Annotated in this window: 19 protein-coding genes; 1 reads left to right on the top strand and 18 read right to left on the bottom strand. The window is 61.6% G+C overall.

Annotated features, from left to right (window positions below):
* Positions 1 to 2: 2 nt before the first annotated feature.
* The 12 genes from I6F38_RS28230 to I6F38_RS28285 form a co-directional block, all read right to left on the bottom strand.
* Positions 3 to 392: a GNAT family protein gene (locus I6F38_RS28230; protein WP_225162662.1), complete on the bottom strand. Its 390-nt coding sequence runs from the start codon at positions 390 to 392 to the stop codon at positions 3 to 5.
* A gap of 5 nt (positions 393 to 397) precedes the next feature.
* Positions 398 to 1798 carry a hypothetical protein gene (locus I6F38_RS28235; protein WP_225162663.1) on the bottom strand — a complete coding sequence of 467 codons (1401 nt, stop codon included), beginning with the start codon at positions 1796 to 1798 and terminating at the stop codon, positions 398 to 400.
* A gap of 143 nt (positions 1799 to 1941) precedes the next feature.
* Positions 1942 to 2649 (bottom strand): hypothetical protein, encoded by a 708-nt coding sequence (locus I6F38_RS28240; protein ID WP_225162664.1) that lies wholly within the window; start codon positions 2647 to 2649, stop codon positions 1942 to 1944.
* Positions 2649 to 3251 carry a hypothetical protein gene (locus I6F38_RS28245; protein ID WP_225162665.1) on the bottom strand — a complete coding sequence of 201 codons (603 nt, stop codon included), beginning with the start codon at positions 3249 to 3251 and terminating at the stop codon, positions 2649 to 2651. Before I6F38_RS28245 ends, I6F38_RS28240 begins: the two co-directional genes overlap by 1 nt.
* Before the next feature lie 59 nt (positions 3252 to 3310).
* Positions 3311 to 4093: a hypothetical protein gene (locus I6F38_RS28250; protein WP_225162666.1), complete on the bottom strand. Its 783-nt coding sequence runs from the start codon at positions 4091 to 4093 to the stop codon at positions 3311 to 3313.
* Positions 4094 to 4105: 12 nt separating this feature from the next.
* Positions 4106 to 5110 carry a phage major capsid protein gene (locus I6F38_RS28255; RefSeq protein ID WP_225162667.1) on the bottom strand — a complete coding sequence of 335 codons (1005 nt, stop codon included), beginning with the start codon at positions 5108 to 5110 and terminating at the stop codon, positions 4106 to 4108.
* A gap of 15 nt (positions 5111 to 5125) precedes the next feature.
* Positions 5126 to 6232 carry a hypothetical protein gene (locus tag I6F38_RS28260; RefSeq protein ID WP_225162668.1) on the bottom strand — a complete coding sequence of 369 codons (1107 nt, stop codon included), beginning with the start codon at positions 6230 to 6232 and terminating at the stop codon, positions 5126 to 5128.
* Positions 6233 to 6251: 19 nt separating this feature from the next.
* A complete protein-coding gene (locus tag I6F38_RS28265; protein WP_225162669.1) occupies positions 6252 to 6482 on the bottom strand; it encodes a hypothetical protein in 231 nt (76 codons plus the stop codon).
* A gap of 149 nt (positions 6483 to 6631) precedes the next feature.
* Positions 6632 to 7171 carry a hypothetical protein gene (locus I6F38_RS28270; protein ID WP_225162670.1) on the bottom strand — a complete coding sequence of 180 codons (540 nt, stop codon included), beginning with the start codon at positions 7169 to 7171 and terminating at the stop codon, positions 6632 to 6634.
* 292 nt (positions 7172 to 7463) lie between these two features.
* Positions 7464 to 8846 carry a hypothetical protein gene (locus I6F38_RS28275; RefSeq protein WP_225162671.1) on the bottom strand — a complete coding sequence of 461 codons (1383 nt, stop codon included), beginning with the start codon at positions 8844 to 8846 and terminating at the stop codon, positions 7464 to 7466.
* Positions 8847 to 9056: 210 nt separating this feature from the next.
* The gene (locus I6F38_RS28280; protein ID WP_225162672.1) at positions 9057 to 10439 is read right to left on the bottom strand and encodes a hypothetical protein; all 1383 of its coding nucleotides are present in this window, start codon (positions 10437 to 10439) and stop codon (positions 9057 to 9059) included.
* Positions 10414 to 10893, bottom strand: coding sequence for a terminase small subunit protein (locus I6F38_RS28285; RefSeq protein WP_225162673.1), 480 nt, complete (start codon positions 10891 to 10893; stop codon positions 10414 to 10416). Before I6F38_RS28285 ends, I6F38_RS28280 begins: the two co-directional genes overlap by 26 nt.
* Before the next feature lie 121 nt (positions 10894 to 11014).
* Here I6F38_RS28285 and I6F38_RS28290 point away from each other — a divergent pair, with 121 nt between their 5' ends.
* Entirely contained in the window at positions 11015 to 11536 is a 522-nt protein-coding gene (locus tag I6F38_RS28290; RefSeq protein ID WP_225162674.1) for a hypothetical protein, read from the top strand.
* A gap of 225 nt (positions 11537 to 11761) precedes the next feature.
* Here the strand turns inward: I6F38_RS28290 and I6F38_RS28295 are convergent, their stop codons facing one another.
* From I6F38_RS28295 to I6F38_RS28320, 6 genes are all read right to left on the bottom strand, one after another.
* A complete protein-coding gene (locus I6F38_RS28295) occupies positions 11762 to 12190 on the bottom strand; it encodes a hypothetical protein (RefSeq protein ID WP_225162675.1) in 429 nt (142 codons plus the stop codon).
* Entirely contained in the window at positions 12187 to 12483 is a 297-nt protein-coding gene (locus tag I6F38_RS28300) for a hypothetical protein (protein ID WP_225162676.1), read from the bottom strand. The genes I6F38_RS28295 and I6F38_RS28300 overlap by 4 nt, the downstream gene beginning before the upstream one ends.
* Positions 12480 to 13067, bottom strand: a complete 588-nt coding sequence (locus tag I6F38_RS28305) for a DUF6362 family protein (RefSeq protein ID WP_225162677.1) — start codon at positions 13065 to 13067, stop codon at positions 12480 to 12482. The genes I6F38_RS28300 and I6F38_RS28305 overlap by 4 nt, the downstream gene beginning before the upstream one ends.
* A complete protein-coding gene (locus tag I6F38_RS28310; RefSeq protein WP_225162678.1) occupies positions 13064 to 13396 on the bottom strand; it encodes a hypothetical protein in 333 nt (110 codons plus the stop codon). The genes I6F38_RS28305 and I6F38_RS28310 overlap by 4 nt, the downstream gene beginning before the upstream one ends.
* On the bottom strand, positions 13393 to 13671 hold the full coding sequence (locus I6F38_RS28315) for a hypothetical protein (RefSeq protein WP_225162679.1): 279 nt from the start codon (positions 13669 to 13671) through the stop codon (positions 13393 to 13395). The genes I6F38_RS28310 and I6F38_RS28315 overlap by 4 nt, the downstream gene beginning before the upstream one ends.
* Positions 13668 to 14078 (bottom strand): hypothetical protein (locus tag I6F38_RS28320; protein WP_225162680.1); only part of this gene is annotated, 411 nt, incomplete at its 5' end. The genes I6F38_RS28320 and I6F38_RS28315, both read right to left, overlap by 4 nt.

The following is a 14078-nucleotide window of genomic DNA, read 5'->3' on the forward strand; positions in this document are numbered from 1 at the left end:
TTTTACAGCCTGATCAATTTTTGCTCGCTCCGGAGGAGCGACATGCAGACGGCATCACCATCAGGGAAAAAGTCCCGCATGATGCCCTCTTGTTTGAAACCGAGTTTCGTCAGGCTTTTGATCGCCGGTTCATTCTTCACGCTCGTGCGAGCCGTGATCCGCTTCACCCGTGCAAAGCAGTAGCGGGCGATATCCCTCACCACGAACGGCGTCCAGGCGCGGCGGCCGACTGCCGTCAGATCGATGTTGCAGCCCGGCGTGTAGCCGTTGAGGATCACAGCACCGACATCGACGCCATCTCGCTCGATCACCAGCCCAATCATTGGCTCGGAGAACGTGCAATTCAGGGCGGGCTCCGCGATGCGTCTCGCTCGGGCGGTATCCTGAAACACCACGATCACCCCATCGGCGCGCCGACCTCATAAAGCAGTTCGGTCGAGTTCAGCCGGACGTCCGGCGTGATCGAGGTGGATAGCGTCAACTGAAGAACCGGAGACACGACCGCGCCGAATCCCTCAGCATCGGTCCACGCCGATAGATCAACTAGCGGCGGAGGCCACACCGCGGCGTCCCAGAGCGCCACGTCCCACAGCGCGCCGGTCGACGCCGGCACGCTCGCCGTCGGTGCCAGCGGTGCGGTCGTGTCGAAATCGACCTTCACCGTGACCTTCGGAGTGACGCCATAGGATGCCTGCAGCCTCGGCCGCACCATCTTGACGTGCTTGGTGTTGGCCGGCGATTTAAGATCCGTGTACGACGGGAAGATCGTCATCGTGTAGTTCTTCCCGTCGTCTTGCCCTCCCGTTTCGGCCTGCATCACCCTCCCATCGGATGTGCCGTAGTACAGATTGTTGTTGTAGACGGCGAAACAGTTGGCGTCCCAACCGAGATACCTTCCCCACGCACCAGACCGAACATTGGCGATGAACTGGGTGGCATCGCCGGCCGTCGCCTTCGGAAGGTTGATGATCCCCATGCTTTGCAGCGGCCAGGTCGTGATCTGCCAGCCGGATAATCCCTGTCGCGCGATCACCGCATTCTTCCACGCGGGCGCGATCGGTTTGGTCACTGCGACATTCTGAAGCGCGATCTGATCCAGTGTCATGACCTGAGACATCGGGACGATGCCGTCTTCCGTCATGATGGCGATATCGCCGCCGGCCTTCATGATGCAGCGACGCCCAAGCGGCTTCGCGATCTTGTAGAGGCCCTTCAGCGTCCATGCCGTGTCAGCCGGATTGAGACCATCGTACATCGCCACCTCGCCTTCCGAGGTGATGAAGACGTTTGTCTCATACAGACCGCTGTTCGACGAAATCGACCACGACGTTCCGCAAAGCAAATAGCCGCCATACTTAAAGATGCCGGATAGGTCGAATTTGGTTGCGGCTCCGCCTATCGCATTTGGAGCGAGGTACCATGCCGCAAGTGACGCAGCCTGCACTCCGTAAAGCGCACTCTTGAACGGCCAGACAAAGGCGAGATTTCCCCCGGTCAAACCAGTGATGGCCGGTGAGGTCTGCCAGGACGTGCCATTGAACATAAAGGCAGGATCGACGCCGTTAACACAGATCAGCCACGTCGCTCCTGCGTTCGTGAACTGGATGTACTCCACAAGCGCGGTCGTGTTGAGCCCGACCTGTACCGGCGCGCCGACGACGCCACCGCTCGTAACGTCATAGATGTTGCCGGCGCAGGATGCGAAGAACTTGCTACTGGTCCCATTGACGTAAGGGATCAGGGAGGTGACGGCCGCGGATACCATCCCGGTCGCGTACGCCAGCGAACCGGCGCGCATCCGGACATAGTCCTGCTGCGGAAAGGCGTTGTCGAGAATGTATGCTGTGCCAGGTGGAGCGGTCGACAGGTTGTCACCGACATACCATCCTGCGGTCGGCGCCGGCAGGAAGGCGGTCTGCGACGGAGGTGGACGCCGCTTCTTCATACCGGCCCTACGAACGTGACGGTTCCGGGCCACCAGCCATCGACGTCGAGAACGGGCGCAGCCGTCGATGTGATGCGCTCGCCATCCTCACGCCCGGCAGCCCGATCGAGTGCCCGTTCATATCGAGCTTGATCGGCCGAGCATTCAAGGCCCTTCGATTCCTTCCAGCGATAGATGAGGCCGCGCCGGATCACGAGCTCGTCGATCATTGAGAAATCGCTGTCGAGCAGGAATGTGGGCTGGCGCAGCGATCCGTCCGTGTTCGATACCCAGTTGGTGCTATAGTAGTTGAAGGTGATGATCTCTCCGGCCCCGATCGCGGGAAAGAACTCGAGCGCTGATCCAATGAGGCGCCAGACCGGGCGCACTGGCGTGACCTGGGACGACTTGAGGGCAGCCAGCTGTTCGTTCGTGATCGGCCCATAAAGCGGCGACAGCGTGTTCACCGACGAATAGATCTGCTGGCCTGGCGACAACAGCGCCCAATCCGATGGCAGCTCGAACATCGTCGTCGACCCGTCACCCGTGATCTGGCCGGCAATGTTCAGGTTACGCCAGAAAAATCGCTCGCGGAGCTCGTCGCCGATGTCCTGCGCCATCGCAACGAACTTCTGAACGTTCGGATCAACCGACGAGACGGCCTGAGCGGGCGCTGGCAGACCACACAGCGGCATGGCTGTCTGCAACACGCTCAGGATCGACATCAAGCGGCTTCCTTGCTCGAAGCCTTCACCTGAGCGGCCAGTTCCTCAAGACGCTTTTCAAGGCCAGCGACCTGTTCACGCAGGCGTTCGTTCTCGGCAGCGTATTTCGCAGCCGCACCGCCCTTTTTGGCGGCCTCGAGCCACGCCTTGGCCTTCTCGCGCCATGCGCGGCCGTCCGCCAGCCGATGAATGTTGGCGTCGGCGACTTCGGCCAAGTTCTCGACCGAGAAGATGCCGATCGCCTCGAACTCGAAAACCCGGATCGCCGGAATGAGCGGCCACGCTTTCAGCGGCGTGCCGACAATATGGCGCTCCTGGCGGGTTTCCTTCCACTTCCGATACTGTTCCGGGAAACGCTGCTTGATCTCCTCCGTCACCGGAGAGGTCGCGACGTTGAGCGTATCGCCGGCAACGTGGATGCGAACCATCTCCTGCTCCTGCATACGGAGCGCGCCGGCTTTCTCGGTGGCCGCCTCATCCTGCACGGGCAGCACAAAGAACACGGGCGTCACGCCCTTGTTCTGGTCGGCAAACTCGGCGTTTCCGCCCATGCCGATGGTCGCAAATTCCGTTCCAAACGCGCTGCCAATGTCGTCGAGCATAATTCTTGTCCTTTTGATCGGAGAAAGAGAAAGGGCGGCCCGAAGGCCGCCCCAGGTGGTTAGTTCGTCTTGTCGATGTACGGCCACTTCAGATACGTCTCGACGTACCCGTTGGCCGTCACGGTCACGCCGGTGCCGGTCGCCGAAGCATTGGCAGACATCGTGATCGAGTAGTTGCCCGGGTTGCCGTTGATCGAAAGGATCGTCGTCGAGCCGGGAATGCCCGTGCCAGAGATGGTCTGGTTCGGATAGATGCCGGTCACGGTCGAGAACCCCGTCAGAGTCGGCGAGCCCGTGGTGGTGGTGGCGGTAAAGGTCGGCGCCGTGTAGTTCGCGGGGAAATACATCCCAACGATCAACTTGGTGCCGACGGTCGCCGATGCCGGTGCATTGACTTGGCCGGCCGTCGCAGTCGTTTCGGCAAGGTTGCCGGTCGCTGCGGTGGACGCGGCCTTGGTCAGGGAGACGCCGGCCCGCTGCATCCACACACCATATGTGCCCGCGGTCGGAAGCACGACCGAGAACGGAGCCGACGCCGGATCGCCGAAGCGACCGCCAAGGTACACGGTACCGACCGAAACACCACGCGGAGAAGCCGCGGTCGCAAGCGCCGTGGCTGCAAACGTGTTGTCCCAGTAGTAGACGTCACCCTGGTTGATCGTGACGTTGGAGGAGCCGGTCGTCAGCAGAACGTAGACGAATTCTGCTTCTGCATCGCCGGCAACCACCTCACCAGGGCGGAAGTTCGGCAGCGGACCAGTCTTGCCGGTCGTGTCGAGCGGGCCTTCCGGAACGTAGGTCCGGGCACCCACACCTTCATACTGAAGATATGCGATAGTCATTGGTCCGTCTCCTTACTGCCAAAGCACGCCCTGCAGCGACAGATTGTTCGCCGTCAGGTTGCCCGCCCATGCCATCAGCCGAACGATGGCGTCCTGGTTGGTCGGCGTCCGATCACCGCCGATCACCACGAAGTTGCGCTTCGCAGACGGCCGGTAGAACAGGTAATCGGAGTTGATGAAGTACCCCGTGTTCGTCGGGATCTGGCCGTTCTTGCCGCCGTCGAGATAGACGTCGACTTCCTTGCCCGCGCCGTAATATTTCAGCGAGGTGAAGCCGGCGCCGGCCTTCGAAGATGGCGACGTCGTGATGCGCTGAATGGTCTGCAGCGAGGTCAGATAGGCCTGGTAGTAGTTGTTGTCGAACACGATCATGTCGATGCCGTCGCTGTTGCGCTTCAGGCTGATCGTCATGGAGTTCATGTAAGACTGGATGTTGGTCGCCGTGACCACGCCGCGGGTGTCGGTATTGGCGTTGATCGCCGCATTCCGCCACCACACCTGCTGCGACCGATCGATGCCGCCGACAATGCCGGAGGTCGGCGCCTTGGAGATCAACAGCGAGATGCCGTTGAGCTGCTTGCCGCCAAAGCCGGTGCCGTCGGAGTAGACCGCAGCCGACATCTGGTTCCAGAAGGTGTCTTCCGCAGTGTCGACGCGAGCCTCGATCAGGTCAATCATCTGCTCGTCGCCGGCATTCTGGATCTGCTCCAGCCCGGACAGCACGACAGCGATCGACGCTTGCTTGATCGGGAAGCGCGCGCCGGTCATCGTTTCGTTCAGCGAGATATTCAGGAACTCAGTTCCAGAATACCACATGAACGTTTGGTTCTGCGCATAGCGCAGTTCCTGGAAGATCTCGCGGCCGCCGGTGAAGGGCTTTTGCTTGCCCTTCTGCTTCAGGACCGAGAGGAGCGCGTTGTTGTTCGAGATGTTGTCGGCCAGCACGCGCGAACGACTTTCGAGCGTGGTGGTGGTGACGTCACCCCAGTCAACCGTGGTAACGAGAGGAGAGGCCATTTGAATGATGTTCCCTTAAATGCCACGCTGCGCGTTCACGGCAGCGACGACGGTGTCACGAACAGAGGCGCCCGCCGGGACCTGCAGGCCGGTTGGCGCTGCGAGACCAACGGGAGGCGTGCCCCCGGTTGCTTTTGCGGCCGCGCGCGCCCTTGAAACGGCGTCGTCAGCCTTCGCGGCCGGTGCTGGCGCGGCCTGCTGCTTGATGAGCAGCGCGCGGATCTCCGGGTTGGCCCAACAAGCCTTCTCGTAAGCATCGTCCATGGACGCGGCTTGACCCGTGTTCATGAGATGACCCATCGTTTCGCGAACGTTGTGGAAATACGGGTGCTTCGGGTCTGATGCGAAGCGCTCGATTTCTGCGTTCACGCTGGCTTGCTGTTGGGCCTGGAAAGTCCTCTCCAGTCCGTCCAGTCGAGTAGTGATCGGCTTCAGATCGAACGCGGCACCCTGTTGATGTGGTTGCTGCGCGCCCGGGATTCCGCTTTGAGACGGATCGCCGAACCGGGCGACAATTGCTTGTGCAAGCTGCAACGGATGCACATTCTGGCGCTGCGCCAGACCGGCAATCCCGCTAACGAAATCACGCTGCAGCTCGAGTTCGATGCCGCGATAGGTCGCGACAGCCGTGGCAAGGTCGGTGCCACCGCGCTTCGCCTCTTCGATCCACCGATCGAGCGGCTTGTACTCCTGCAGCTTCGCAAAACCGTTGTTGACCTCATCCTCACGCTTGGCGATCGCGTCCTTCACGGGCTGCGGCAAGTCGTTGAATGCGGCCTTCGCGGTCGGAGACCATGACGTCGGCGGCGCGGCCGTCTTGGGTGCTTGCTGATCGGTGGCCGCGCCGGTTGCTTCCTGCTGCCCAGCGTCCTTCCGCTGCTCCGCCTGAGCTGGCGCTGCGGCCGGCTTGGCGACGAACCGGCCCTTTTCATCCCGACCCTCAGCGGCAGGCTTTTCGGTCTCCGCCGGAGGCTCCGCGGCCTGCTGCTGCCGCTGCTCGGTGCCGCCGGTGTCCGGCGCCTCGCGCTGTTGCGCAACCGCAGCCTCGATCGATTCACGAACGCTGGGCGTGGAAGGTTGTTCGCTCGTGCCCGGGAGCACGTCGATGACGTCGTCAGCCATAGATTTTGATCTCTCTGGGTTAGTCCGCGGCCTTGAACTCGGAAACCGTCATCGGGCGCGGCTTGTAGCCCTGCCTGACCTTCTGAACGGCGCCGTGAATGTCCGCCTTGCTGATCTTCGGCCGCTTCGGCCTGCTATTCTCCGCCAGCTGGATGGCTGCCGGAATTTCATTGCCGATCTCGATCACACCCCGATCCCGGTAGTGCTCCCGAAGCGCGGCTTTTGAGTCATAGAACTGTCCGTCAGCCATGCTCTGGATCGGTGCCATGGCGTCGGAGACAACCATGGGAAACGCGAGCGACGACCGCGGACCGCGAGCACGGAAATGGGCATGGCACCTCGCCGGCCAGGGCTGGTCCAGGTCGTGAAACTCGCCGCAAGCCCTGCAAAGACGCTGCATCAGACCGAACCCTGCGGCGGGTTGACCGCCTGCACCGCGGCGCGCTCCATCGCCATCTGGTGCTCAGCAGCCTTATGCCGGTGATCCATCACCTTGCCGGCCATGTCGATCTGCGCAGCGCGCTCCTTCGCCGCCGCGTCCTGCATCGACGCCGCGGCATCGGTCCGGGCTTTCATGATTTCCGCCTGCCCCTTCGCTTGGGCCGTCTCCGACTTGATCACCTCATCGGGCGACGGCTGCGGGGGCGGCTTGGGCTGCGCGGCCTTCGCCTCGAGCTTGTCGACCGTCTCGTCGAATAGTTCCTCGAGCGGGCGCGCTGTGCGGAAGGCCTGCAAGCCGAACTTCAGAAGACCACCAGCAAGCGGCGCCAGATCCGGGTTGGCTTGAACGATCGGCCCCCAGGCCTGCACGAACTTGGTTGTCGCCTCGATGAACTGGTTCCGATCCTGGCGCTCCTGGCTCTCGTCACCGGTGATCGTCGAGTCCGTCTCGATATCGATCCTGAAGCGCCGCGTCATGCCATCGCGCAGCAGCGCCATCACAGCGTCGATCGTCACCGGCTGCTGCGTCGATGCCGGCGGCTGGGGCTGCGGCAAGGGCTGCCCCTGCATCGGCGGCTGAACAGGGATCACTTACGCACCCGTGCCTTGGCCTTGGTCCGCAACTTTGGCTTCGGCTTGAACTCGCCGCACTCTCGCAGTTCCCGCTGCACCAACGGCGCGGTGCTTTTGTTTTCGGCCAGCGCAGTTGGAGGAAATCGGAAGCAAAATCCGTACTTCTTACCTTCATGCTCGAACTCTCGGTCGTAGGACCGGCAATCGCCGCAGGTTCTCACGCTACTGCTCCCATCGATTGAGGTGCCGGCAACTGCGCAGGCGGTTGCGGTCCGGCAATTTGCTGCGGCGTCAGCGCGCTAGCGATCAACGCCTGACGCTGCTGCTCCAAGGCTGCTGCATCTAGCTCAGCTTGGCTCGGCAGCGGCATGTTGGCCATCTGCATGATGGTCTCCGGCGCAAAGCAGGTTGAAATAACCTCGCCGACCAGCCCCGTAACGTCCCGAGCAAACCGCGCCATCTCATCCTGCCGCGTTTTGATGCGCACCGAACCGTATTGCGCCTTGATTGACTGAGCGGTCGCCGTCTCGCTGGCATCGCCGTCACCGCGCATGATGTCGGACAGGCCGTAGATCTGGTAGATGTCTTCAATCAGCTGCTTGCGGAGTTCCACGCAGCCCTTGAGGATGTTCACGACCTGGTCGATCGGCAAATAGGCGATCGGCGCGCCGTTCTTGCCTCCGTCGACGAACGCCGCCCACGACTTCACCGCGATCAGCTTATTCTCGAAACCGGGCTGCATCGCCCGCTCTACCGCTGGCTGGCCTTCACCTTCCGGACCAGCTGGATAGAAGCCGACGAACTTGAGAGACTGCTGCAACGACGCAATCCGCGCCGTCAGCATATCGACCTCGTCGGCCTGGTCCTTGTAGAAAATATAGTCAGGCACCGGCTCGAGGCTGTCGTTCGTCAGCGTGCCATAGGCAGGCTTCGGATTCGGGAAGAACCCGTCAAACTTGAGGTAGGGCGGACCGCGCTCGAGCACCTTGGGATAACCCTTGGCGACCCAAAGCACCTCATTCTTGACCTTGTCCCAAATTTCCCAAATCGTCGCCTTCGATGTCGGCAAGCTGGGGCTGTTCTTGCCCTTGTCGGATTCGTCCGACGTCGCGTCGAGCGGGATAGCCCCGCCGACCTCCTTGCCGAACCGGTTGATCAGCTGGTCGCGCCCGAGATAACCGCGGAACGCTTCCCACTCGACCTCATCCCAGGTCCGTGAGATCGAATGGACGAAATCGCCGCGCTGGTAATACTCCAGCACGACATTTTCCGATTTCAGGATCGTCTGCGGGCTCGCATAGGCTTCCTTTGCCTGCTCCGCCAGATCGTTGGCGGGATCGATCGCCGCGTCGTCCGGCTGTCCAGCTTCCTGCGTAACCGTGTCGAACACCGGTGAATATTTCACCCGCGCTATGCCACGCGCGTAGAGCAGATAGTCGTCCCGCACCTGCAAGAACTTCGACATGTAGTCGTTGGCCTCGAAGGTGAAGTTGATCGCGCGCTGCAACATCTCCGTTGCCTTACCCGCGACCGGATCGCGGTCCTTCCAGCGCTGCTGCACTGCCCCCTTCGGGGGCTTCGACATCACCGCCGGCTTCATCGTCTCCATGTTCGACCAGAGCATCTGATAGCCGCGCTTCTTCGCGGTCGCCGACGCCTCATAGCGGTATTTGTCGCGGATCTTCCGGCAACGCTCCTCCCATCGCTTCATCGCCGTGGTGTTCTGGGCGCGTTCGATCTCGGTCAGCCAGTGCGCGACGTCACTGTCCTTGCCGCTATCGTCCGGAGTATCGTCAGCCAAGCTGTTCACTCACAGTGTTTCCCTCGCGAAGCTGTCGCTTGGTTGATCGTTGACCCACTCGTCGATGGTCATTTCCTGCATCGGCGTGACCAGCGGAGCTTCCGGCTTCTTCTCCGGCTCTCGCATCGGCGCGCGCCACGCATTTGCAAGACAGCGCCACGCGTCCGCACCATGCGATGCCCAGTTATGATCCGGCGTCTTCTTGAAGACCCGGTTGTCCTGATCCCATTCGGCCTTGTATTCGCGAAGGCAATCGAGCCCCCGCGCCGTTCTGACCCGATCGAACCTTGCAAACGGGATTGTCCGACGGCCAGCATTGATGCCGTCCATCAGCTTCTGGTTCGGGCTCAGCTCGGGCTTCCGGCCCAGCGAAATCAGGGTCTCAATTCGAGTTCTGGCACCGGGCGCGCCGGCTTCGCGAACCTTGGCGTCGTGCGGCACCCAATCGGTGCCGTGATAGCCGCGCTCGTCGAGCCACTTGCAGTAGTGATCGAATCCGAGACCGTGATTCTCGTAGTAATCGACGACATCGAGATGATCCGGATAGACTTGGAAGCACCAGATCGCCATCGCGTCATCGACCCCGATGTCCCAGGCCGTGTTGACCGGCAGATCGCGATTGACCGCGACATCGAGGATCCGGCCGCCTTGCTCGGCTTCCCTGAGCTGCTTGCCCCAATATGAGCCGAGCACAGCAGCCTCGAAGGAGCAGTAATACTCTTGCTCGATCAGCGCGTCGCCGGCCTCGTCGCCGTAGATGCCGTGGTATTCCTTCCGCTGGATCTCAACGGATTCCCGCGAGATCGCGCCGGTGTTGTCGACGGTCAGAACCTGCGCGAACCAATCCGAGCTCCCGCGCGCCATGTCCAGCATCGACTTCGCGTGGTTTCGCCCGCGCGACGTCGTGATGAACAATGCCCAGCCGTTATTCTCGACCAGGATCGGCGCGAGATACGCATACGCCGCCGGGTTGGCCAATGCCCATTCCGAGAATGTCACGCCGGCCGGCGGCGACCCGACGGTCGAGTTATAGCTGTCCGAACCAACAACCTGCCACGTCGCGCCATTCTTGAACCGAATGAACATCTCCTGCTCATTCGTGGTCGCTCGCAGCGCCTTCGGAAACGCCTCGTCGATCCTCCTGATACCCGTGTGCGGGTTGACCGCATTCCAGATCGCTTTGCGTCCCTGGGCGTATTCGGGAAGCATGTGCCAGTAGGTCGCCGGCCGCTCGAATGCCGATACGGCCGCCCAGTGCAGGCAAACGTCGTCCTTGCCGGCCCGACGATGCCAAATCCCGATCGCGCGCCGGCACCCGGCCTCAAGGGCATTCCAGAGCGGCCGCTGATAGTCCCGCGGCTCCCACCTATTCGGTAGGAGGATTTCCGCCATCGGAGAACTTGCGGATCACCACTGTTAGCGGCTGGTCTTTGTCCCCAGCCAATTCGAGCTTGTCGCCGTAGATTTTCGGGAGCGCCTTGGACAGGAGCCACCGGCGCGCATCGAACCGTAGCCGCGAACGTTGAACATGCTCACCGTTCAGCTTGTAGAATTTCTGGTCGCCTTCGCCTTGCTGCTCGATCCAATCGTTCCGGCCGTCATCAGCGAGCTCGAGTACTTCATCGGCCATCGCGTGATAACCGATCTCCCGGGCGACCTTATATCGCTCGCCGAACCCATCGCGGTTGTCCATAGCCCAGGTCCGCACCGTAGATTCCGACGGTAGGCCCTCGTCGCGGCACACCGCGCGCAGCGTTTGCCCTTCGGCCAGTCGCCCCAAAATGGTCGCTGCAATTTCTGAAGTGTACAGGGTTGGCCGCCCTGTCTTCCGCGCTTCACCGGTCATCGCTTTTGATCGCGCTCCCAAAACGAAAAAAGTCCGCTCTGGCGCGCCACGCGGACAGAAGGTCCCGGATTCGACTCCGGGACGCGAATCACTCAAGCTTTCAACTTTAAGTGGGAAAGCGATGCCTCGCCGAAAGCCTCAAAAACAGCCGCCAGCAGAGTTCGTCAAAGAGCTCTCTGAGTGGCTCGGTCGCGCCTTCATCGCGGCAACCACGATGGAGCATCTACTTGGTGTTACCATCGCTGACATGATGAAGGTTAACCGGATGCAACATCGAGCCTTCATCATTCCAATGAGCTTTGCTAGCAAGGTTAGCCTGCTCCGCCAGCTCGGCAGGGAATTCCTAACACCGGCCGATCGAAAGAGCTTGAATCGTCACCTCAAGGAATTTGAGGACTGCGCAGAGCGACGCAACAGCCTTGCTCACGGACTATACGGCACGAAACGGGGCAAATTTGCCCTCGTAACCTTTTCTGGTGAGGGCCGCTTTTCCGGTCAGGCCGTCGCATGGCATCCTTCCGACCTCCGCAACTTTGTGGCGCGGATTGAGGCTGCGAACCGAACGTTCTACCATGTCCGTCAGATGTTTCCTCAGCGCCTCAAACTACCGCCAGGCAGGAAAGTAGCTTCTCCACTTCCCTGACCAAGGACCCCGCAGGTGGCGGATACAACAAACCCGCCGCGGCAATGCCGGGCGGGCGCATCTATTCACTCAAGCTGATTTGCAGATCAATATCGCATGTGCGGCTGCAACACAAGGGCACCTACGCCCTTCCCCACATGACGAGCGCAGCCAGGACAATCATCGGGGCAGCGACCACTGCCGGCCACGTCCAGCTCGGGCACCCTTCACCAAACCACCTCTCGATCATGCAGCCATCTCGCGCCACCGCCTCAGCAGTTCACCGTGCCAGAGCATTGTCGCGCCCGGGTGGATACGGAAAGCGGCCAACTCGACCGCCCGCTCCATTGTCGCGCCCGGCGCCTCGTACCAGCCGCCAGCCCGTTTGACCGGCATCATGTCACACTGCACGGCCCGGGCGATGTTGGTCGCGATGGCTCGGTTCGGCACCCATAAGGCGGCATGAATAGTCAACGGTGCCGGCGATGACGCCTGGAGCCGGCCAATCGTGGCGACCAAGTCGAGCCCATAACCGACGCGGCTTAGGTCAAAGCCGACTCGTCTCAAATCAACCGAAGTGATGCCGGCTGGGGAAGTGACCACGTAGACCGCGGCAAACTCGCCCTTCCGCAGTTGATCACGCATGGGCTTGGTGTAGTCGGCAAGATCGATCATCGGCCATCCGCCGTTTTGATGAGGCGGCGAATTATCTCAGCATGGCCGGGCGAGCTCTGGCATGATGACATCACGACGCCAGCAGGCTTGAGCGGATGTTGCCAGTGGACGGGCCTCTCACAAATCTGAGCGGCTTCTTCGAGCGCCTGATTCCGGGCCTGATCGAGAGCGGTGCCCACCGCCTCAAGGGCCGCAGCTGCAAGTTCAGGCCAGATGCGAGCCAAAGGCTGATTGATCAGCTCCGCGCGCCGCTTCTCCATCGCCGCCGCGACCCGTTCCTGCATCTCGCTCATCGTCGTCCCTCAAATCGAGCCGCCTTATGCTGACCATCGTGCCAGCGCTTGCCGTCCTTCATCCAGCCGACACCGCCGATCCAGACCTTGCCGTGCGGGTTAACGACCGGGTTAACCCCGGCCATGGCTCGCTCGGTCAAGAAGTTCGGCAGATGCGCGCGCCCGGCCGGCTCGTCGACCACCTCGAGACTGACCTCGATGCCGCCGAAGTTCTGCAGGATAAGCGCGACGGACCGGTCAATCCGATTGTGTATCGTTCGTTCACTGACGCGCTCGCGCTCTGCCATGCGCCAGATCGGCTCATCGTGCGCCCACGCCACCAGCCGCGGAACGCCGCCATGGTGGTGCCCGAGCCACGCCAGCCAGTCGGCCACGGTCTCAGCCTGGGCGATCTCTCGAGCCGTCGGCACAATGCGGACGCGGGTTTCGTTGTAGCCGTAAGCGAGCACGGCATCGGCCGTGGCCCGATTCCAGACCTGCGACATGCTCTGAAATTTGAGCTCGGTGTCTCCGAGCGCGTCGAGCACGACGATCCCGCGCTTGACCACGACCTTGAGGGCTGAGTGTTGCTGTCTGGGGGTCATAACCACCTCACAGCATCCGCAACGCCAGGCGGCAGGTCGGTCGCGCGGTCATAGACCAGCCGCCATAGCTCCCGCGCCACGCGATCGTCCACGTCAGCCAATTTCAAGCCGACAGCTTCCGTAAAGCCACTTCCATGCGGCGGAATCGACCTAATGAGACGCATCCCCTGAAATGGCTGATGCGTCGGTGTTCCCATCGCAGCAATTAGCCGAGTGCAAATCGCCTGCGCCGCCTTGTTTGCCTCGTCCGGCATCAGCTTGAAGTCATCACGCAGGATCTGCGCGATCATCCGGCCGGCCTTGCTCTCGTCGATTCGGATCTCCATCATGCCCCCTCCCGCTTGGCTGGATGGACGTCGGCTTGCGGGTTTTCGTCGCGTTGTATCGGTTGATCTGCGATCACACGGAGCGCCCTGATCACATCAGGTAAATGGGCGTGATCGATACAGATGAACGTATCCTGCTCCTCGTCCCAAGCGCGCTCCTGCCGGATAACGGCCTGCCCCCATTTGTTGACGTAAATCGCGGTCGCGCGCTGGTCTGGAACTACCACGTCAGCATTCTCCACTCGCCAATTGAAATCATCATCGTAATCGCCGCTCACCGCTTTTCCTCCTGTCCTCGAGATATCAATGCTGAAACATCCATCGCCAACGCCTGGTCGGCATTCACACCACCGTGCTCGGCCTCCAGGCCGTCGTAGTGAGAACGTGGCGCGCGTGTAGTGCGCGAAAAGGCGCCCGGCGTGTTGTCTATGATCCAGCTGACAGCCGCCTCGTCCTGAATCACTTTCCGGTCAACGATGGGGTACCGGTACTCGACAGGATCGGACCGGCGGTAGCAGGCCTCATAGCTTGCGCGGTGTTTTCCCCTGATCCATGGCCCTTGCCGATGCCACGGTCCGATTACCGGGTGCAGCCCGGCAACGTCCGGCGACGCCGCAAGGAGCTGAAGCGGATTTCTCATTTGCTCCACCTCCTGCCACACCTGCGCAGCCCCACCGCCCGCAAT

The organism is Bradyrhizobium sp. BRP56, assembly GCF_020194035.1.
Taxonomy (GTDB): domain Bacteria; phylum Pseudomonadota; class Alphaproteobacteria; order Rhizobiales; family Xanthobacteraceae; genus Bradyrhizobium; species Bradyrhizobium australafricanum.

Excerpts from the sequence above, each read along its gene's own strand:
- I6F38_RS28235 (WP_225162663.1), bottom strand. The coding sequence starts at position 1,798 with ATGCGCGCCGGTTCGCTGGCGTACGCGACCGGGATGGTATCCGCGGCC.
- I6F38_RS28240 (WP_225162664.1), bottom strand. The coding sequence starts at position 2,649 with ATGTCGATCCTGAGCGTGTTGCAGACAGCCATGCCGCTGTGTGGTCTG.
- I6F38_RS28245 (WP_225162665.1), bottom strand. The coding sequence starts at position 3,251 with ATGCTCGACGACATTGGCAGCGCGTTTGGAACGGAATTTGCGACCATC.
- I6F38_RS28250 (WP_225162666.1), bottom strand. The coding sequence starts at position 4,093 with ATGACTATCGCATATCTTCAGTATGAAGGTGTGGGTGCCCGGACCTAC.
- I6F38_RS28255 (WP_225162667.1), bottom strand. The coding sequence starts at position 5,110 with ATGGCCTCTCCTCTCGTTACCACGGTTGACTGGGGTGACGTCACCACC.
- I6F38_RS28260 (WP_225162668.1), bottom strand. The coding sequence starts at position 6,232 with ATGGCTGACGACGTCATCGACGTGCTCCCGGGCACGAGCGAACAACCT.
- I6F38_RS28265 (WP_225162669.1), bottom strand. The coding sequence starts at position 6,482 with ATGGCTGACGGACAGTTCTATGACTCAAAAGCCGCGCTTCGGGAGCAC.
- I6F38_RS28270 (WP_225162670.1), bottom strand. The coding sequence starts at position 7,171 with ATGGCGCTGCTGCGCGATGGCATGACGCGGCGCTTCAGGATCGATATC.
- I6F38_RS28275 (WP_225162671.1), bottom strand. The coding sequence starts at position 8,846 with ATGAAGCCGGCGGTGATGTCGAAGCCCCCGAAGGGGGCAGTGCAGCAG.
- I6F38_RS28280 (WP_225162672.1), bottom strand. The coding sequence starts at position 10,439 with ATGGCGGAAATCCTCCTACCGAATAGGTGGGAGCCGCGGGACTATCAG.
- I6F38_RS28285 (WP_225162673.1), bottom strand. The coding sequence starts at position 10,893 with ATGACCGGTGAAGCGCGGAAGACAGGGCGGCCAACCCTGTACACTTCA.
- I6F38_RS28290 (WP_225162674.1), top strand. The coding sequence starts at position 11,015 with ATGCCTCGCCGAAAGCCTCAAAAACAGCCGCCAGCAGAGTTCGTCAAA.
- I6F38_RS28295 (WP_225162675.1), bottom strand. The coding sequence starts at position 12,190 with ATGATCGATCTTGCCGACTACACCAAGCCCATGCGTGATCAACTGCGG.
- I6F38_RS28300 (WP_225162676.1), bottom strand. The coding sequence starts at position 12,483 with ATGAGCGAGATGCAGGAACGGGTCGCGGCGGCGATGGAGAAGCGGCGC.
- I6F38_RS28305 (WP_225162677.1), bottom strand. The coding sequence starts at position 13,067 with ATGACCCCCAGACAGCAACACTCAGCCCTCAAGGTCGTGGTCAAGCGC.
- I6F38_RS28310 (WP_225162678.1), bottom strand. The coding sequence starts at position 13,396 with ATGATGGAGATCCGAATCGACGAGAGCAAGGCCGGCCGGATGATCGCG.